13 protein-coding genes are annotated in these 18,835 nt (G+C 72.3%); 4 read left to right on the plus strand and 9 right to left on the minus strand.

The genetic code is table 11. The features are described from left to right. Window positions 1–86 precede the first annotated feature (86 nt). On the minus strand, window positions 87–1,802 hold the full coding sequence (gene metG, locus ACIPSJ_RS17695; RefSeq protein ID WP_359211288.1) for a methionine--tRNA ligase: 1,716 nt from the start codon (window positions 1,800–1,802) through the stop codon (window positions 87–89). A 125-nt stretch (window positions 1,803–1,927) separates the two neighbouring features. Continuing rightward, window positions 1,928–3,649, minus strand: a complete 1,722-nt coding sequence (locus ACIPSJ_RS17700; RefSeq protein ID WP_401346679.1) for a VWA domain-containing protein — start codon at window positions 3,647–3,649, stop codon at window positions 1,928–1,930. 254 nt (window positions 3,650–3,903) lie between these two features. Between ACIPSJ_RS17700 and ACIPSJ_RS17705 the strand changes: the two genes are divergently transcribed. Further along, window positions 3,904–5,967, plus strand: a complete 2,064-nt coding sequence (locus ACIPSJ_RS17705) for a PhoX family protein (RefSeq protein WP_401346681.1) — start codon at window positions 3,904–3,906, stop codon at window positions 5,965–5,967. A gap of 21 nt (window positions 5,968–5,988) precedes the next feature. Here ACIPSJ_RS17705 and ACIPSJ_RS17710 read toward each other — a convergent pair whose 3' ends face one another. Both ACIPSJ_RS17710 and ACIPSJ_RS17715 read right to left on the minus strand, forming a co-directional pair. Further along, complete coding sequence (locus ACIPSJ_RS17710; protein ID WP_401346684.1) at window positions 5,989–7,944, minus strand: FUSC family protein; 1,956 nt, start codon at window positions 7,942–7,944, stop codon at window positions 5,989–5,991. 114 nt (window positions 7,945–8,058) lie between these two features. After that, window positions 8,059–8,847 (minus strand): alpha/beta fold hydrolase, encoded by a 789-nt coding sequence (locus tag ACIPSJ_RS17715; protein ID WP_401346685.1) that lies wholly within the window; start codon window positions 8,845–8,847, stop codon window positions 8,059–8,061. A gap of 92 nt (window positions 8,848–8,939) precedes the next feature. Here ACIPSJ_RS17715 and ACIPSJ_RS17720 point away from each other — a divergent pair, with 92 nt between their 5' ends. Next, window positions 8,940–10,538 carry a PLP-dependent aminotransferase family protein gene (locus tag ACIPSJ_RS17720; protein ID WP_401347427.1) on the plus strand — a complete coding sequence of 533 codons (1,599 nt, stop codon included), beginning with the start codon at window positions 8,940–8,942 and terminating at the stop codon, window positions 10,536–10,538. Here ACIPSJ_RS17720 and ACIPSJ_RS17725 read toward each other — a convergent pair. The 3 genes from ACIPSJ_RS17725 to ACIPSJ_RS17735 all read right to left on the minus strand — a co-directional run bounded on the left by ACIPSJ_RS17725 (window position 10,517) and on the right by ACIPSJ_RS17735 (window position 13,019). Next, entirely contained in the window at window positions 10,517–11,107 is a 591-nt protein-coding gene (locus ACIPSJ_RS17725; RefSeq protein WP_401346688.1) for an HAD family acid phosphatase, read from the minus strand. The two genes, ACIPSJ_RS17720 and ACIPSJ_RS17725, sit on opposite strands and share 22 nt — an antisense overlap. Before the next feature lie 113 nt (window positions 11,108–11,220). Continuing rightward, window positions 11,221–12,189, minus strand: a complete 969-nt coding sequence (locus ACIPSJ_RS17730) for a hypothetical protein (protein WP_359211633.1) — start codon at window positions 12,187–12,189, stop codon at window positions 11,221–11,223. Between the two features lie 389 nt (window positions 12,190–12,578). After that, window positions 12,579–13,019 carry a hypothetical protein gene (locus ACIPSJ_RS17735; RefSeq protein ID WP_355714029.1) on the minus strand — a complete coding sequence of 147 codons (441 nt, stop codon included), beginning with the start codon at window positions 13,017–13,019 and terminating at the stop codon, window positions 12,579–12,581. A 115-nt stretch (window positions 13,020–13,134) separates the two neighbouring features. Here ACIPSJ_RS17735 and ACIPSJ_RS17740 point away from each other — a divergent pair, with 115 nt between their 5' ends. Further along, on the plus strand, window positions 13,135–14,256 hold the full coding sequence (locus tag ACIPSJ_RS17740; protein WP_359211270.1) for a PP2C family protein-serine/threonine phosphatase: 1,122 nt from the start codon (window positions 13,135–13,137) through the stop codon (window positions 14,254–14,256). Window positions 14,257–14,699: 443 nt separating this feature from the next. Then, window positions 14,700–15,755: a hypothetical protein gene (locus ACIPSJ_RS17745; protein ID WP_359211268.1), complete on the plus strand. Its 1,056-nt coding sequence runs from the start codon at window positions 14,700–14,702 to the stop codon at window positions 15,753–15,755. A 7-nt stretch (window positions 15,756–15,762) separates the two neighbouring features. Here the strand turns inward: ACIPSJ_RS17745 and ACIPSJ_RS17750 are convergent, their stop codons facing one another. Beyond that, window positions 15,763–17,733, minus strand: coding sequence for a YncE family protein (locus tag ACIPSJ_RS17750; RefSeq protein WP_401346692.1), 1,971 nt, complete (start codon window positions 17,731–17,733; stop codon window positions 15,763–15,765). Between the two features lie 190 nt (window positions 17,734–17,923). Further along, the gene (locus ACIPSJ_RS17755; RefSeq protein ID WP_359211263.1) at window positions 17,924–18,688 is read right to left on the minus strand and encodes an NPP1 family protein; all 765 of its coding nucleotides are present in this window, start codon (window positions 18,686–18,688) and stop codon (window positions 17,924–17,926) included. Window positions 18,689–18,835: the final 147 nt, after the last annotated feature.

Here is an 18,835-nt window from a genome sequence, read left to right on the forward strand (position 1 = left end):
GATTTGGTCTCTTGCCTGAGATTTACCCCACGCCGGGCCTCTGGCTCGGCGTGGGGCGGGTGGCGTGGGTGGGGCGGGGTGTGGGCTCAGGCGTCCGTGCCGCCGAAGCGCTCCTTGTACGTCTCCAGGTCCTCGTCCGTCAGCTTGGCGAAGAGGACCGGGGGGACCGTGAAGGGGGTGCCCGCCGGGACGGAGGTCAGCGCGCGGGCCTCGTCCGCGGTGACCCAGGGGGCGGTGTCGTCGGCCAGGGCGAACGCCTCGCGCATGGTCTTCGCCGTCGCCGGGATGAAGGGCTCCGAGACCACCGAGTAGAGGTGGATCAGGTTCATCGCCGTGCGGAGGGTGAGGGCCGCGCCGTCCTTGTCGGTCTTGATCTCCAGCCAGGGGGCCTTCTCCTCCAGGTAGGAGTTGCCGGCCGACCACAGGGCGCGCAGGGCGGCGGCGGCCTTGCGGAACTGCAGGGCCTCCATCTGCGCCTCGTACTCGGCGAGGAGGCCCGCGATCTGCTCGCCCAGCTTCGTCTCCGCCTCGCCGGGCTCGCCGCCGGCCGGGACGTCGTCGCCGAAGCGCTTCCTGGAGAACGACAGGACGCGGTTGACGAAGTTGCCGAGGGTGTCGGCCAGGTCCTTGTTCACCGTCGCCGTGAAGTGCTCCCAGGTGAAGGACGAGTCGTCCGACTCCGGGGCGTTGGCGATGAGGAAGTAGCGCCAGTAGTCGGCGGGCAGGATGTCCAGGGCCTGGTCGGTGAAGACACCGCGCTTCTGGGACGTGGAGAACTTGCCGCCGTAGTACGTCAGCCAGTTGAAGGCCTTGACGTAGTCGACCTTCTTCCACGGCTCGCGGACGCCGAGCTCGGTGGCCGGGAACATCACCGTGTGGAAGGGGACGTTGTCCTTCGCCATGAACTCCGTGTAGCGGACGGTGGTGTCCACGTCGTACCACCACGACTTCCAGTCGCGGGTCGACGGGTCCTGGTCCGACCATTCCTTCGTCGCGCCGATGTACTCGATCGGGGCGTCGAACCAGACGTAGAAGACCTTGCCCTCCGCCGCCAGCTCCGGCCAGGTGTCGGCGGGGACCGGGACGCCCCAGTCGAGGTCACGGGTGATGGCGCGGTCGTGCAGGCCCTCCGTCAGCCACTTGTGGGCGATGGAGGAGGCCAGCTGCGGCCAGTCCTTGTCGTGCTTGGCGACCCACTCGCGGACCTCGTTCTCCAGCTTGGACTGGAGGAGGAAGAGGTGCTTGGTCTCGCGGATCTCCAGGTCGGTGGAGCCGGAGATCGCGGAACGCGGGTTGATCAGGTCGGTCGGGTCCAGGACGCGGGTGCAGTTCTCGCACTGGTCGCCGCGGGCCTTGTCGTAGCCGCAGTGCGGGCAGGTGCCCTCGACGTAGCGGTCCGGGAGGAAGCGGCCGTCGACCGGGCTGTAGACCTGGCGGATCGCGCGCTCCTCGATGAAGCCGTTCTCGTTCAGGCGGCGGGCGAAGTGCTGGGTGATCTCGCGGTTCTCGGGGGAGGAGCTCCGGCCGAAGTAGTCGAACGCGAGTGCGAAGCCGTCGTAGACCGCCTTCTGCGCGTCGTGCGCCTGCGCGCAGAAGTCCGCTACGGGGATGCCCTGCTCCTTCGCCGCGAGTTCGGCGGGGGTGCCGTGCTCGTCGGTCGCGCAGATGTAGAGGACGTCGTGGCCGCGCTGGCGGAGGTACCGGGAGTACACGTCCGCCGGGAGCATGGACCCCACCATGTTGCCCAGGTGCTTGATCCCGTTGATGTACGGAAGGGCGCTGGTGATGAGGTGTCGAGCCATCGGGGGCTGCTCCCAGGTCGGTCTGTTGCTGCTATTGCGAACCTTGAAATCGTAGCCGACATGTGTATGCCGCCCGCTTCTCGTTTTATTGGGTGAGAAGCGGGCGGCATGGGGTGGGGAGACGGTTACGGGCGCCAGTCGATCAGGAGGCCGTCGTAGAGCTCCGCGTCCGTGAGCTCCAGGGGGGTCGGGCCCGCGTGGAAGAAGGCCGTGTTGTCGGTCTTCAGCTTGCGGAGGTAGTCGAAGGCCTTGTTCTCGTGCTCGCCGAACGCGACGAAGGAGAAGAAGAGGGAGGGGTGGGACTTCGCGGCGTCCGTGAGGGACTGGGTGGCGGGGGTCTTCGCGTCCGGGGCGCCGTCGGTCTGGAAGACGACCAGGGCGGGGGTGGCCGGGGTCGCGTCCTTGTCGTGGTGCTTGTCGTAGTGGGCGAGTACGGCCTCGACGGCGGCGTGGTAGCTGGTACGGCCCATGCGGCCGAGGCCGGCGTGCGCCTCGTCGACCGCGTTCTCGGGGGAGGCGGGGGTGAGGTCGGTGGTGCCGTCGACCTCGGTGGAGAAGAAGACGACGTGCACGGTGGGGGTCTCGCCGGCCGGGGTGAGGTGGGTGGCGAGGGCGAGGGTCTGGTCGGCGAGGGCCTGCGCGGAGCCGTCCTTGTAGTACGGGCGCATGCTCGCGGAGCGGTCGAGGACGAGGTAGGTGGTGGCGCGGGCGGAGGCGAGGCCGGCCTTGGCGAGGGCGGTGGCGGCGGCGTCGTCGCCCACCGCGGCCTCGGCTTCGCCTTCGGCCGGGTCGTTCCCACCCGCACCACCCGTGACGGTTTCGTTGTCGGGTGCGGGTGGCCCCTGTGGGGCGGACTCGCCGTCGGCGGCCGCGGCAACCAGTTCCGGCTCCAGCTCCGGGGTGTCCGTCTCGGCTGCCGCCTCGACGGGCTCGGGAGCGGTTTCGGGCGCCGGCTCGGTTTCGGCCGTCGGTTCCGGTGCGGCTTCCGGCGCGGTGTCGGCCTCCGGCTCGACAGCGGTGGTGGACTCCGCCGCCGCGACCGGCTCGGGGTCGGCCTCCGGCTCCGGCGCCGGCTCGGTTTTGGCTTCGGCTTCGGTTTCGACGGTCGGCTCCGCAGCCGCCTCGGGCTCCGCGACCGGCTCGGCCTCGGGCTCCGCAGCCGCCTCGACCACGGCCTCCGGCTCCGCCTCGACCACGGCCTCCGGCTCGGCCGCCGGCTCGACAACCGCCTCGGCTTCGGCTTCAGCCACGACCTCGGCTTCCGGCTCGGTCTCGGCTTCAGCCGCGACCTCAGCCTCAGCCGCGACCTCGGCTTCAGCCGTCGTCTCGGCCTCCGGCTCGACAGCCGCCTCAGCCTCAGCTTCTGCCTCGGCCGCGACCTCGGTCTCAGCCTTGGCTTCATCGGCTTCGGCCGCCACCTCGACCTCGGCCACCGGCTCGACCTCGGCCTCGACGACCTCGGCCGCCACCTCGACCTCGGCCACCGGCTCGACCTCGACCTCAGCCTCGACGACCTCGGCCACCGGCTCGGTCTCAGCCGCCGGCTCAGGCTCGGCCTCGGTCGGCGGAGGCGTCGGCTCCGGCCTGAGTTCGAGGTCGGGCTCGATCGTGCGGGTTGCCTGCTTCGGCACGGTGACGTTGTCGAAGGCGGCCGAGACCAGGTCGTGCTCGTCGTTCTCTTCGTTCGTTGCCGGGCGGGGTTCGGGAACCACCGTCGGCGTCTCCGGGGTCGGAGCCGGCGCTTCCTGCTGCGGCTGCGAGGGGAGCTGGTCTGCACCCTCTGCCTCGGCGGGGCGCGGCTTTCGCGACCGGCCGAATGCGTTCCGCAGGAGAGTGAGAATGCCCATGTGCGCAACCCTTCGCGTGAGTTGATACCCGTCAACCGCTGGCCAGGACGGACACGTAAGGTTAGCGGCCCCAGGTTGCGATCTTGGGGAGGGTCGATGACTCCTGTCGGGCGTACGGCGGTCGAGTTCCGGTCGGCCGTCAACTCCCCCTAGGTCCCCTTCAGTTCATCATTCGTTCATTCGGTGGCCCCTCCTGTGCACAACCACACCCCTAACGTCACGCTTAAACCAAGAGATCGCAAGGGGAGAGTAAAGTGCGCAAACTGCTGCCGATCGTCGGTACGCCCGCCCAGTCGCATCCGGGCGGGCGGTCCTCCCTCACCTGTCGGTTCCGATGCGGTGACGCCTGCTTCCACGAGGTACCCAACGCCAGCTCCAACGCCTACGTCGGTGATGTCATCGCCGATGCCGTGAGCCGTCGTAGCGTGGTGCGGGCGGCGGCCGTGGTGGCCGTGGTCGCGGGTGGGGTGAGCGTAGGTGAGGCGCGGCCCGCGGCGGCCGCACCGGCGGCGGGAGCGGGGGTGGCGAAACCCGTCGGCGGTGCCCGTGGGCTACGGTTCGCCTCCGTCGCCCCCAACACCGCCGACGCCGTGACCGTCCCCGACGGCTACGGCCAGAACGTCGTGGTCCGGTGGGGCGAGCCCATCCTGCGGGGTGCGCCGGCCTTCGACCCGGAGCACCAGACCGCCGCCGCGCAGGCCGGGCAGTTCGGCTACAACAACGACTTCCTGGCGCTGCTGCCGCTGCCCGGCGAGCACCGGCGGCAGATCCTCGTCGCCAACCACGAGTACACCGATGAAGTGCTGATGTTCCGTGGGTACGACGCGGCCAACCCCACCCGGCAGCAGGTCGAGGTGGCCTGGGCCGCGCACGGGCTCGGTGTCGTCGTGGTCGAGGAGGACCGGCGGACGGGGGCGCTGACCGCCGTCCCCCGGCATCCGCTCAACCGGCGGGTCACCGCCACGACCGAGTTCCGGCTGACCGGCCCCGCCGCCGGGTCCGCGCTGCTCAGGACCGCCGCCGATCCGACCGGGCGCAAGGTCCTCGGCACGCTCAACAACTGCTCCGGCGGCACCACCCCGTGGGGCACCACGCTGCACGGCGAGGAGAACTTCAACCAGTACTTCGCGAACGGGACGCGGACGGCCGACAAGCGGTACGGGCTGGGGACCGGGGCCACGGAGCGGAAGTGGGAGCGGTTCGACCCGCGGTTCGACGTCGCCCAGGAGCCCAATGAGTCGCACCGGTTCGGGTACGTGGTGGAGCTGGACCCGTACGACCCCGAGTCGACCCCGCGCAAGCGGACCGCGCTCGGGCGGTTCAAGCACGAAGGGGCCACCGTCCGGCTGACGGACGACGGGCGGCCGGTCGTGTACTCCGGGGACGACGAGCGGTTCGACTACTTCTACAAGTTCGTCGGCAGCAAGAAGATGCGGAAGGGCGGCGGGCGGGCCGCGCGGGAGCACAACGGCACGCTGCTCGACGAGGGGACGCTGTACGTCGCCCGGCTCACCGGGGACTCCCCGACGACGGAGATCGACGGCACCGGCAAGCTCCCGGCCGACGGCGAGTTCGACGGCAGCGGGGAGTGGATCCCGCTGGCCACCGCCACCGCGAAGGGCGCCGTCTCGCATGTCGAGGGGATGACCGCCGAGGAGGTCTACGTCTTCACCCGGCTCGCCGGTGACAAGGTCGGCGCGACCAAGATGGACCGGCCCGAGGACATCGAGCCCAGCCCCGCCACCGGCAAGGTGTACGTCGCGCTCACCAACAACACCAACCGGGGTGTCGGTGCGAACGCCGCCGCCGACGAGGCCAACCCGCGCAACGCCAACAAGCACGGGCACATCCTGGAGCTGACCGAGCGCTGGAACCGCGCCGAGAGCACGTCGTTCGCCTGGACGCTGTTCCTCGTCGCCGGTGACCCGGACGACCCGGCGACCTACTTCGCCGGATTCCCGAAGGACGAGGTCAGCTCGATCTCCTGCCCGGACAACGTGGCCTTCGACCCGCACGGCAACCTGTGGATCTCCACCGACGGCAACCAGCTCGGTTCGCACGACGGGTTGTTCGGTGTGGCCACGCGCGGTTCCCGGCGCGGTGAGCTCAAGCAGTTCCTGACCGTGCCGACCGGCGCCGAGACCTGCGGTCCGCTGGTGCAGGACCGGCGGGTGCTGGTCGCCGTGCAGCACCCCGGCGAGATCACCGGCGCGAGCGTGGAGAACCCCGCGAGCAGCTGGCCCGACGGGCCGGGGAAGATCGTGCGTCCCGCCGTCGTCGCGGTGTGGCGCAAGGACGGCTGCGACATCGGGGTCTGACGGGCGGAGGCGGTCGGGCGGTCAGTGGGGGGACGCGATCGCCCGGGCCGCCGCCACCTCCTGGCGCAGGGGTTCCAGGACGCTGTCCGGCGGGCCCGTGAGGTCGGTGCGGACGGCGACCAGGGTCTCCGCCTCGCGGACGCCCTCCGCCAGCTCGCGCAGTTGCAGGGCGACCTGGTCCACCTCGGCCCGGGCCGGGGGCGGCGCTCCGTGCCGTACCCGGACCCGGGCCGCCGTCGTGGCGTCGACGATGCGTTCCACGGCGACGACCAGCGGCCACCAGGCGGCGGCCCGGCGGCCGGTGGGCGGGGGTTCGGACAGGGCGCGCTGGAACTCCGTGCGGATGGTGGACAGGTCGCGGTAGAGGCGGCGGCGCATCCGGGCGCGGGCGGCGGGGTCCGTGCCGTTCGCGACGTCCTTGAACGCCAGCTCCACGTACGCGGCCGTGTCCGCCACCGCGTCGGCGAGGCGGTCTCCGACGCGGGTGTGCCAGCTCTCCGGCCACAGGAGATAGCCCGCGACCAGCGCGATCGCGCAGCCCATGAGGGAGTCGAGCAGGCGGGGCAGGAGCAGCGCCGTGCCCTGGTGGTTGAGGAGGTCGGAGAGCAGCAGGATCACCGGGGTGATGACGGCGGTCTGGAAGCCGTAGCCGCGCGGGGTCAGGGCCGGGATCAGCGGGGCCAGGACCATCATCACCGGTACGTCCCACCAGCCGCGCGGCACCACGGTGAGGACCGTCGCCGCCAGCACCAGGCCGGCCACCGTGCCCAGCGCGCGCAGCAGGGCGCGGGAGAAGACCGAGCCGAAGTCGGGCTTGAGGACGAAGGTGATGGTGAGGGCGACCCAGTAGGAGCGGGGGACCGGGACGAGGGAGACCAGGGCCTGCGCGATGCCGATGCACAGGGCGAGGCGGATGCCGTAGCGCCAGGAGTTGGCGGACAGGACGACGTTGCGGGCGGCGCGGGCGGTGCGGATGCCGAGGGCGGCGGGGCGGCCGAGGCGGTCGTCGATGCCGCGCGGGTCGACGTCCGGGGAGGTGGCGACCTCGGCGACGTGCCGCAGGGCGTGGTCGACGGCCCGCCCGGTCTCGCCGTGCGGCTCGGGCAGGTCGAGCCCTGTCGGGCCGGTGTAGCCGGTCTCGATGGCGTCGGCGATGTGCAGTACCGCCGCCGGGATCTCGGGCGGCATCGGCTTCCCGGCGAGCCGGACGGCGGGGGCGGCCTCCACCACCGGGGTGATCGCGTTCAACTGGGCGAGCATGCGGGTGAGTTCGCGGCTCTGGCCCCGGTAGCGGGCGCGCCGGGCCAGGATCAGGTCGTACGACTGGTTCAGCGACTGGGTGACGGTGTGCCGGGCGCGGTCGTACTCCTCGCCGTCGCCCGAGTCGCTCACGGCGAGCAGGTCGGCGACCGTGCGGTAGCTGGCGGCGACCGCCGCGCGTTCCGGGACGCCCGAGCGCAACGGCCAGGCCAGCAGGGCGAGGAGCAGGACCAGCAGGCCGCCGCCGGTCATCAGCACCGGGGTGAGCCACCAGGCGCCGGGCAGCGGCAGGCCCGCGCCGATCACGGAGTTGAGCAGCAGGAGCAGGCCGGAGACGGAGGACACCGCGCCGATCGTCGAGATCATCCCGGAGAGCAGCGCGATGCCGGTGACGACGGCGACCGTCAGCCAGCCCTGGCCGTAGACCAGGGAGCCGACGGTGACGCCGACGGCGCCGAAGAGCTGGGGGACCGCGATGTTGAGGATCCGCATGCGGTAGGCGTCGGCGGTGTCGCCGATCACCCCGGAGAGGGCGCCCATCGACGCGAGCGCGCCGTACGCGGGCTGACCCACCGCGAGACCGACGGCGAGCGGGAGCGCCATACCGAGGGCGGCGCGGGCCAGGGCCGCCCAGTTGAGGGGGGCCGCCTGCTGGGGCCGGAGGTTCCTTACCAGCCAGTCGGGAGGAGTGAGGCCGATGGGGAACTCGCGGGACATGCGCCCATTATCGGCTCCCGTGCCGGTGGAGCGTGAGATCCACGACCGGGGCCCGGTGGCCGGGGGCGCCGTGGCCGGGTTCCGTGGTCGGGCGCCGTCGTCGCCTGTCCGGGATCAGGGTCCTTCGTCCACCCGTGTCAGGAACTCCCCCAGCGCCCGGTTGAACTCCTGGGGCCGTTCCAGGTTGGGCAGGTGGGCGGCCGCGTCGATGATCCGCAGGGTGGCGTCGGGGAGGAGGGCGTGCAGTGCCTCGGCGTCGGAGACGGGGGTGTACTCGTCGTCCGTGCCGACCACGACCAGGGCGGGAACGGCGGCCTTCGCCAGCAGGGGGCGGTAGTCGGGGCGTTCGGCGCGGCCGCGCAGGGCGGCCGCCGCGCCCTCGGGGTCGGTGGCCGTCATCATGCGGTGGACATGGGCCTTCACGTCCGGGTGGGCGTAGGGGGCGACCATCTTCTCCAGGACCTCGTCGGCGTAGCCGCGCATGCCCTCGCGCAGGAGCCGGTCGGCCATGGCGTTCCGGGCCCGTTTCCCCTCCGGGGTCTCCGGGGCGGCGAAGGTGTCGGCCAGGACCAGTCCCCGGACCCGCCCGGGGCCGAGGCGGTCGTAGCACTCCATCGCGATCTGGCCGCCCATGGAGAGGCCGGCGACGACGCAGGTCCGCACGTCCAGCGCGTCCAGGAGGTCCGCCAGGTCCGCCGCGAAGCGGGCGAGCGGGGTGCTGCCGGAGGTGACCGGGGAGGCGCCGTAGCCGCGCAGGTCGGGGGCGATGACACGGCGGGTGGCGGCGAAGGCCGTCAGCTGGGGGTGCCACATGGTGCGGTCGAAGGGGTGGCCGTGGACGAGGAGGAGGGGAGTGCGGGAGGTATGCGGGTCTTTGTCGTCGTATGCGAGGAAGGGGGGCATGTGGTCGACCCTAGGCGGCCCCAACTCATCGGTGCAATAAGATCTTTGCTCTCGGTGCAATGAGGATGGCAAGGGTGACGAGGGTGGGGGCCGTGGACGACTTCCGGGGGATCGCGGACCGGATCGCGCTGGACATCGCGCGGGGGCGGCTGCGGACGGGGCAACGGCTGCCTCCGCAGCGGGCGTTCGCGCGGCGGCACGGGATCGCCGCCTCGACCGCCGGGCGGGTGTACGCCGAACTCGTGCGGCGCGGGCTGGTGGTGGGCGAGGTCGGGCGGGGCACCTTCGTGCGGGCCGCCGAGGTCACGGGTCCGGGGCGGTCGCTGGTGGAGGACGCCGGGGCCCGGGTGAACCTGGAGCTCAACTACCCGTCCGTGCCGGGCCAGTCGGAGCTGCTGGCCCCCGCCCTCGCTCCCCTGCTCCGGCCCGACGTGCTCACCGACGCCCTGCGGCCCGGCGCCGCCGACGGCACTCCGGAGGCCCGGGAGGCGGTGGCCGCGCTGCTCGCCACCGGCGACTGGCGGCCCGGCCCCGGCCGGATCCTGTTCACCGGCAACGCCCGGCAGGCGATCGCCGCCGCGCTGGCGTCCCTGGTCCGGCCGGGCGGCCGGGTCGGCGTGGAGCCGCTGACGTATCCCCTGGTCAAGGAGGTCGCGGGGCGGCTGGCCGTCACCCTCGTCCCGGTGGAGACGGACGAGGAGGGGCCCGTGATCGAGTCCCTCCTGGCCGCCCACCGGTCCGCCCCGCTCTCCGCCCTCTACCTCCAGCCGACTCTGCACAATCCGACCTCCGCGACGATCACCACCGGGCGGCGCCTGGAACTGGCCCGGGCGGTGAGCGACCTGGGCCTCCCGGTCGTCGAGGACCGGGTCTGGTCGTTCCTCCACACCGGCCCCGAGCCCCCGCTCGCCGCCCTCGCACCCCACCTCGTCCACGTCGTCGACTCCCTCTCCAAGCGGGTCGCACCCGGACTCACCGTGGGGTTCGTCGTCGTACCGGAGGGACCGGGGGGACCGGGAGGGCTGGGGGCACCGGGAGGGCTGGGGAGGCTCGGGGGACCGGGGGGACCGGGGGGACCGGGAGGGCCGGGAGGACCGGGGGGACCGGGAGAGCCGGGGGGACCGGGAGGGCTGGGGGGACCGGGAGGGCTGGGGAGGCTCGGGGGACCGGGGGGACCCGGAAGACCGGCGGGGTCGGCGGGGTCGGCGGGGTCAGCAAGGTCGGCGGGGTCGGTGGACCCGGCCGGTGCGGTGGCTGCTGCTGTGCGGTCCGGGGGGTGGGGGCCGGGGGCGTTCGCGGTGGAGGCGGCTGTGCGGTGGATCGGGGACGGGACCGTGGCGCGGCTGGTCGCGGCCAAGCGGGAGCAGGCCGTAGGGCGGCAGGGGCTGGTCCGCGAGGCGCTCGGCGGGTTCGACGTACGGGCCGATCCGCGCGGGTACTTCGCCTGGTGGCGGCTGCCCGCGCCATGGCGGGCGGACAGCTTCACGGCGGCCGCGGCGGAACTCGGCATCGCGATCACCCCGGGCACCGCCTTCCGCGTCGACCCCAAGCGGACGCCGGACGCGGTGCGGATCGGGCTCGCGTCGGCGGGCGAGCCGGAACTGGCGGGGGCACTGCGGACGCTGGCCGCCCTCGCGGCGCGCGGTCCGGAGCACCCCCGCCGGGAAGGTCAGTCCAGCAGGCCGTCGTAGTCCGGCAGCTTGTAGGTGGTGTCGGCGTAACCGCCGGTCAGGTCGGTCGTGTTGTTGCCGATGTTGGCGACGATGTCGTAGCCGCTGGCCTCGATCGTCTTGCGCGAGGAGGTCTTGAAGTCGGCGACGGACTCGGTCAGCAGCTGTGCGACCGTGCGCGCGTAGAGGCCGTCGACCGTGTAGCCGACCGACGTCAGGTTGGACTTGGTGATCGCGTTGAACAGGTTGCTGCGGGCGCTGACGAAGAACACGCTGACCCCCTTGGCGTGCGCGTCCTGGGCCAGGGCGAGCACGGGCGGGGTGGCGGGGGTGCTGGTGCCGGCGCCCTCGAAGTAGGTCTCCAGCGAGGTGTTGTCGATGTCGAGGACGATCGCGAGCTTGGCACCGGAGGTGTTGGCGGCGACGCGGCCGTCGATGTAGGTCTGCGCGGGGCCGGTGACGGCGGCGACGTCGGACAGCCACTGGGCCTCGGTCACGGTCGCGGCCTGCGCGGGCAGGGCGGCGGCGAACGACAGGGCGAGGCCGGCCGTCACGGCAACGGCGGCGCGGCGCGCGGTGAGACGGTTCATCGGTGGGGGCTCCTCAGCTCACGTCGGCCACCGGTGTTCCGTACCGGTGGCCGTCGTTCCGCCACGGTGCTGGGCCGGGGCGCCCGCCGCGTGACCGCAGGCGGAGCGCACGGTTACAGGACTGTCATGTTCTGGCCAGAAGCCTGTGAATCCGCCCTGAGCGACGGGGAATCGGGCGTGTCGGGGTCCGGTTCGTGCACCGCGGGCCGGCGCCGGCGGACGTACCCGCTCAGCCAGGTCAGCGCGGCCACCGCGAGGCCCAGGGCGAGCAGCAGCCAGGAGACCGTGCGCAGGGTGGACGTCAGGGCGTCGTAGACGGCCGCCGCGGCCGGGTGGGAGACGTCGGACGGCAGGTCGGCCAGGGTCAGCGCGCGGCCGACGGTGAGGGCGACGCCGAGCAGGGCGCCGCCCAGGGCCGTGCCCAGCGCGGTCGCGGTGACGGCGCGGCGGCGCCGGACGGCCAGCGCGATGCCGCCGGCCGCGAAGACGACGGCCGAGACGGGAAGCCAGAAGCCGGCGACTTCGAGCACGTGGAACCCCTTCCGGAGCCGGTCCAGTTCGGCCGCCGGGAGCACCGCGACGGCCGTGTGCTGGACCGGGATACGGGCCGCGAGCGGCACATGGTCCTGGGTGAGCTGGTCCTTGACCTGGGCGGTGACCGGGGCCAGGTCCACGGTCACCGCCTCCTCGCGCTCGTCCTGGAGCGCGCGCAGGATCGCGTCGTGCGTGGCCCGGTTGCCCGCGTCCCAGGCCAGCCGGAACGCCCGGGTCTGGGTGAAGGAGCGGACCGCCTCGCGCACGAAGGGCGCCACCGTGCCCTGCATCGGCGGGCCGATGTCCACCTCGCGCATGATGCCGTCGCCGACCGTGTCCGCGACGGCGTCCCGGACGTCCGGGTCGTCGGCGAGCGGCGCCATCGTGCTGACGTACTGTCCGGTGTCCGCCAGCCCGTACGCGGCCCAGGCCGCCAGCGCGCCGAACGGCAGCAGCAGGCAGGACAGCGCGATCAGCAGGGCCGACAGGGCGCGCCGAAGACGTACGGGCCGGGGCGGCCGTACCGGCCGCGCGGGCCCGGTGGGCACTGGGGGCACGCTTCCAGGCAAGCCCCTGAGCGCCGGTCAGGCGAGCGGTGCGCCTGCATTCGGGGGCCTCATCGGGACAAGTCGAGCCGAACGGTCGAGTCGAACGGTGGTACGGCGGCCCCCCGGGTCGCCGGGGACCCTCGTCCCTCCTCCGGAAACCCTTGGGGCGCCGCGCTCCGGTGGAGGGCTGACCCGAACGGGTGTTTCCTGGTCTCTGGGAGAAGTCCCCGCCCGGCGCCGCGGCCCGAGAGGCCGCGCACAGACGTCGCCGAGGGCCCGCGAGCGCTCTCGGCGACGGGTGGAGGGACAAGGGGAATGTGTGGGCCCCGGCCGCGGTGGCCGGGGCCCATGCGTGCCGCTCCGGGGCCGGCCCCGAAGCTCCGGAGCCGCTACCGGATCCGGTTCCCGGCCGCGTCCTCGTGCGTGTAGAACCGGTAGAACATCAGGATGAAGGTCACCGCCGCGACCGCGAGCGAGATGGCGATGGACGTGAGGATCGAGTCCCCGCTCTGGCTGAACAGGAAGCCGAACGCGATTCCCACGAAGGCCGTCCACACCACCGCGTGCAGCTCCCGCCGCAGCCGTGGGGCCCAGGTCAGCACGGCGAACAGCACCACCGCGAAGACGAGCGCCGTCAGGAAGCCGAACAGCAGGTTCCAGCCGGTGATGGGCCCGCCGCTGCGCCGGTTGGCCGCGGCCCAGTAGCCGTAGATCAGGCCGGTCACCACGGGGATGGCGACCCGGGACCTGGCGTGCGCCTGCGCGCTGAACACGTCGGGCGTACGGCCGCTCCGGGGCATGCCGCCGGACGTGGGTGCCGCTTGAGCCATGAGCGTGCTCCTCTCTCCTCGCCCCCACCCTCCAGAGCACACCTGCGGGTACCCCGTGGCAAGTCGGCCGCCCCTACGAAATGCGCGGGGTCCCCGCCCGTGTTTCCCTGGCCACGTGATCGACCACCAGGCCCCGCGGCGGTGGAAGGAGCTGCTGCGGGCCCAGGGCAGGAGCTTCGCCTGGGTGGCACCGTTGCTGCTGCTGGCCGGGATCACGGCGGTCGACCTCAACACCACGGAGCGGTTCCGGATCATCTCCTGGATCGTGCTGGTGCCCGGTACAGCGGCGGCGATCTGCGGGGTCTGGGCGACGGCGGTCCTCGCGGTGCTGGCGGTGCTCGACTACATCGCCGTGGACCACGCCTGGCCGCACCAGTACCAGGCCGGGCTGCCCGACTTCATCCTGGTCGCCCTCGCCGGTCTGCTGGCCATCCTGGCCTGCGCGGTCCGCAAGAACGGCGAACGGCGGATGCTGCACATGCGGGACATCGCCGAGACGACCCGCCGTACCGTGCTGCGCCCGCTGCCGCCGGGGTGGGCGGGGCTGGAGCACGCGGCGGTGTATCTCGCCGCCGACACGGAGGCCCGGGTGGGCGGCGACTTCTACGACATCCAGCCGGGCCGGTACGGCACCCGGGTGCTGGTCGGCGACGTGCAGGGCAAGGGGCTGGGCGCGGTGGAGACGGCGGCGGCGCTGCTGGGCACGTTCCGGGAGGCGGGCTACCACGAGCGGGACCTCGCGACGGTGGCCGACCGGCTGGAGACCCGGATGGTCCGGCACCGGAGCCATGCGGTGGCCCTGGGCCACGACGACGGCGACCGCTTCGCCACCGCGGTCCTCCTGGGCTTCCCGCCGGGCGCCTCCGATGTCGTCGAGGTGGTCAACTTCGGCCACGAGCCGCCGCTGGCGGTGAGTTCCGGCGGCGTACGGTCGCTGCCGCCGGGCGGCGGGCTCCCCCTGGGCATGGGCGAGTTGCAGCCGGCGTCCGGCCCCCCACCCACCCTCACCGTCGCCCTCGCCCCCGGCGAGACCCTCCTCATCACCACCGACGGCGTGACCGAATCCAGAAACGGCGACGGCGAGTTCTACGACCTCCTCCAGGCGGTCTCCCCGACGGCCCCACCCGACCCCTCCCGCCTGGTCGCCCGGATCCGCGACGGCGTACTCCACCACACCCACGGCCACCTCTCCGACGACACCACGATCTTCGCGATCCGCCGCAACCTGACCCCGTAGAAACTGAGGCACGGCAGCGCCCCGGCAGGGGCGCGGGGCTGCATTCGACATGCGGCTACCGCCGCGTGGGCGCGTCCAGCCACGACGGCGCGGCACTCCGCAACCGGTCGGCAGACCGATGGCGGGCAGCGGCAGTTCGGCACCGCCGAGTCGCACCGACGTGCCTGAACACCGTTGCGGTGGAAGAAGGGGCACGGCAGCGCTCCGTCAGGGGCGCGGGGCGGCGGAGAAGAGTGGGGAGTGCCGGGAGAGAAGGGCGGGACAGGGGCGGAGGGCGTGACTGTCAAGGGGAGCGGGGGCAGGAAGGGTGGTCCGGGGGAGCTCTGGTGGTGGTCGTACCGGTCGTTACCCGGCCCAAACCTCCCCCGTGGCCCCCGCTTTGCAAGCGCAGCGGTTAACGTGCTGACGTAAGTGAAGCCGGTGAACAAGGGGGGGAGGGCGCGATGCCCGGAACCGTGCTGCTGCTCGCGGCCTCGCCGAACGGGAAGGGGCGGCTGGTGGACGCTGCCTCGGTGCTCCCCGTGCTCGCGGCCGTGCCCCCGGCGATACTCTCCGGCACCGACACCGCCAACGTGGTCGAACTCGCCGACCCGCTGGAGCCGCAGGCCGTGCTGACCAGGCTGCGGGCGGCCGCGGCCGCCCCCGGTCCGCTGACCCTCTTCGTCGCCGGGCAGCTGCACCTGGACCGCAAGCAGCGGCTGCCGCATCTCGCGCTGGCCCGGACCACGCCCGCCACCGTCCGGTACACCGCGCTGCCCTGGCACTGGATCCGGGAGGAGCTGCGGCTGCGGCCGGCCGGCGCCACCACCCTCGTCCTCGATCTGCACGCGGATCAGGAGACCTGGGAGCTGCTGCGGACCGCCCCGCTCGACTCCGGGCGCAACAACGCCGTGCACGGGCGGATCGCCCCGCCGCCCGCCCGGCGGGAGGTGGCCGCGCCGTCGTACATGAAGGCCGTGGCGACCGTGCTGCGCAGCGGGCACCGGCCGCCGCTGGCGCAGTTGCACCAGCAGGTGCTGGCCCGGGCCGGCGCGGAGCTCGCGAGCAGCATGCTGCTCAGCACGCACACCGGCGACGGCGGGGATCCGCACGACGCCATCAGCACGGCCGTGCGGGGCGGGCGGCACGCGGAGGCGGACGAGCTCGCCGCGCGGTGGGAGGAGGCGGCCGCACGGGCGCACGGGCCCGCCTCCGAGGACGCGCTGCACTGGTCCGAGGTACGGGCCGATCTCGCGATGTTCGCCGGGGACCCGGTGCGCAGCTGCCGGGCCTGGCTGAGCGTGGCCCGGGTCCGGCTGGGTGCGGGGCAGCCCGCCGACGCACCGCAGGTGGAGGCCGCCGTGGACCGGGCCCACCACCAGTGGGGGGCCATCAAGGACGCGGCGCGGGCCCGTGAACTCGGGCCCGCGCTCGCGGAGTTGAGACTGCGGGTGCCGGGCCGCCGGGAGGGCGCCCTGGACCATGTCCAGCAGCACCTCCGGCAGCTTCAGACCAGCTGAGCAGCCGCTAGTTGGTGAAGGTGAAGTACTTCCAGGCGCCGTACGTCGTGGAGTTGACGGTGTCGCCGGAGGAGCCGTTGATGTAGTCGGAGCGGACCCGGAAGCGCCAGCCGACGTCGTCCTTGTGGCTGCCGGTGAACTCGACCTTGGAGAGGCCGCTGCTCGCCAGCCCGAAGTACTGCGAGGTGTCGGAGTACCACGTGCCCTGGTAGTAGACCTGGAAGTCGAAGCGCTGCGCACGGCCGGTGTAGTACGGCATCTTGGTCGTGAACAGCGGGTTCTTGGTCTTGTGGAAGACGTAGTACTTCTGGCCCCAGGCCGACTTCGTCTTGTAGTGGCGGCTGACCGACATGGAGATGCTGACCTTCGCGCCCACCGAGCTGGACACCGAGCGCGGCTGCCAGCGGGCGTCGCCGGTGAACTTCGCGGTGACCTTGGTGTCCCGCTTGAGGTCGAGGACCACGGACAGGTTGCCGTGCGAGTCGACCTTCCCGGACTTCACCAGCTTGTTGGGCTTGTCCGAGCCGAACGGGTCGGCCCAGATCTCCACCGTGCGGTTCTTGTACGTCGTGCCGAGATGGGCCGTGAACTTCACGTCCTTCCCGTACGTGTACACCTTGCCGTTGTTGTTCAGCGTCAGCGTCGGCTTGGCGCGGGAGACGTCGACGGTGTCCTTGGCGGTGCTCGGCCCGTGGTCGGCGTCGCCCGCGTAGGAGACCTGGTAGGTCACCTTGCCGCCGGCGGGCGGGGTGTCCTTGAAGGAGTAGCTCCCGTCCGCCGCGACGGTCACGGCGGGCAGGGCCTTCCCGGCGGGGGTCTCCAGGTCGGTGCGGACGACCGTGACCTGGGTGCCCGCGGGCAGCGCGGTCGCCGAGGAGAGCGCGCCGGTGACCGTGAGCTGCTTGGCGCGGGTCGCCGTCGCCGGGGCGTTCACCGTGAGGGTGGTCGCCGTCTTGCCGGGGGCGTCGTACTCGCGCAGGGAGTACGCGCCCTGGCTGTTGGAGGTCACCGCGAACAGGCGGGAGGCGTCCGGCGCCCAGGCGAGGCCCGCGTCGGCGACCAGGTCGGAGCCGCTGCCGCCGCCGGTGTTCGGCAGGTCGTAGCTGCGGACGGCCTCGCTGCTGCCCGGGTGGAAGATGTAGATGTCCGCGTTGTAGGAGGCGTCGCTGCCGCCCGCCACCGTGCCGTCGGGCGCGATGGCGACCGAGTTCGGGTAGTTGACGCTGGTGTACTTGCCGTCCGCGCTGAGGTCGGACGTCTTGAAGATCTGGTGGTAGTACGGCGCCCCGCTGGCCACCACGACGTCCTTGCCGTCGGGGGTGACCTGGAGGTCGCCGAGGTTGCTGCCGGCGTCCCGGGTGCTCGCCAGCTTGCTCGGGGTGCCCGACGAGACGTCGTAGGAGGCCAGTTCGACCGGGCTCTGGCCGACCGCGCCCGCGACCAGCACGTCGGAGCCGGGTGCGGCGTCCACCAGCGGCGCCTGGTACCAGCTGCTGTCCTGGCCGAGGGTGACCGTGTGGTCGCCGGTGAGGTCGACCGATCCGAGGTTGCCGGACGCGGCACCGCCGTAGCCGAACCACAGCTTGCCGCCGGCGAGGGCGACGCTCAGCGGCTTGTCGCCGACCGGGTAGCGGGTGGTCTCGGTGTCCGTCGCGGTGTCGATGACGGCGATGGCGTCCATGTCCTGCACGGCCGCGTAGAGCGTGCCGGAGTCGGCGGACAGTTCGAGGCCGTCGACCCCGGACAGGTTGGTGGTGAGCTGCTTGAGCACGTTGCCCGAGTAGTCGGTGACGACGATCTTGCCGTTGCTCGGGTCGCTGAGGAAGACCTGCTGGTGAGCGCCGTCGACGACGATGTCACCGAGCGACTTGACCGGCAGGAGCCCGCTGGTGTCGGCGTAGGCCGGAGTGGCGGCCAGGGCGGCGGAGCTGAAGAGGACGGCCAGAGTGGTGGCGGCCGTGACGGTGCGCATACGCACGCTGATTCGAACCCCCCGGATCGAATGTGAGTGGACGCCACGGAACGCGGCCCACGAGTGTGCGAGTCCTCTTGTGTGAGTTCTCTGTGGGCCACGTGTGGCGGATGCAACGAAGACTAGGTCATGCCACTGACAATCGGCATCCGGGATTCACCGGGGGCTGGATTCACCGGCGGGGGGCGGGAGTTGGTCAGGCGTACGGGTCGAACGTGATCGCGCTCGGCTTGGCCTTGTTGAGGTGGTCGTCGAACTTCGCGTCCTGGAGCGGGAAGTTCGCGTCGCCCCAGTCGGAGGCGTTCAGGATGTCCCGCAGGTTGGACGCCATGTTCTCCCAGGTGAGCAGGTTCTCCTGGTGCCAGGCGCCGTCGTCGTTCTCCGGGGTCTCGCCCCACTTGGCGAACCGGAAGTCATGGGTGCTCAGGCCGTCCTTGTGGTAGACGACCTCGACGCGCTGGCTGCTCATCGGGACGTCGGCGACCGCCTCGGTCTCGAAGTCGCCGTGCTGGGAGGCGGACAGGTACGACGGGGTGGAGTCGCCCTGCTTGACCCAGACGACGATGCACTCCCAGTCGTGGCGGTGGCCGATGCCGGGGGAGGCCTCGTCCTTCTCGAAGTAGCTGGCGTAGATGGTCCCGCACCAGCCGTTGTTGCACTTGGTCCGCGAGTAGGTGTTGGCGTGGTCGAGGTGGCCGCTGCGGCAGCTGCCGGTGACCGAACCGGTCGGCTTGAGGCCGCCGTTGAGGTTGCCGTCCGGGTCGATGGCGGCGGCCGGGTAGCAGCTGTCCGTGTCGTAGTCGTACAGCGGCTCGAAGTTCTTCTCGTACGCGGTCGCGTTCTCCGGGAGGTTCTGCAGCACGCCCGCGAAGGCGCTGGAGGGGAGGGCGAGGGTGAGCGCGGCGGCGCTGCCCACGACGGCGGCGGCTCGGCCGAGGCGGTGGGTCCTGGTGCGGGACATCGGGGGCTCCAGTCGACGGTCCGGGGCGGTTGGTACGGTCCTTTTCGCCCCGGACATGACATCCGGTTCGGAGAGAGACTGGCGCTCCGAGGCGTGCGATGGAAGGGCTTTCCGTGAAACGGAGGAAGGTATTTCGCCGAACTGATC

The organism is Streptomyces sp. NPDC090088, from assembly GCF_044747345.1.
Lineage (GTDB): Bacteria > Actinomycetota > Actinomycetes > Streptomycetales > Streptomycetaceae > Streptomyces.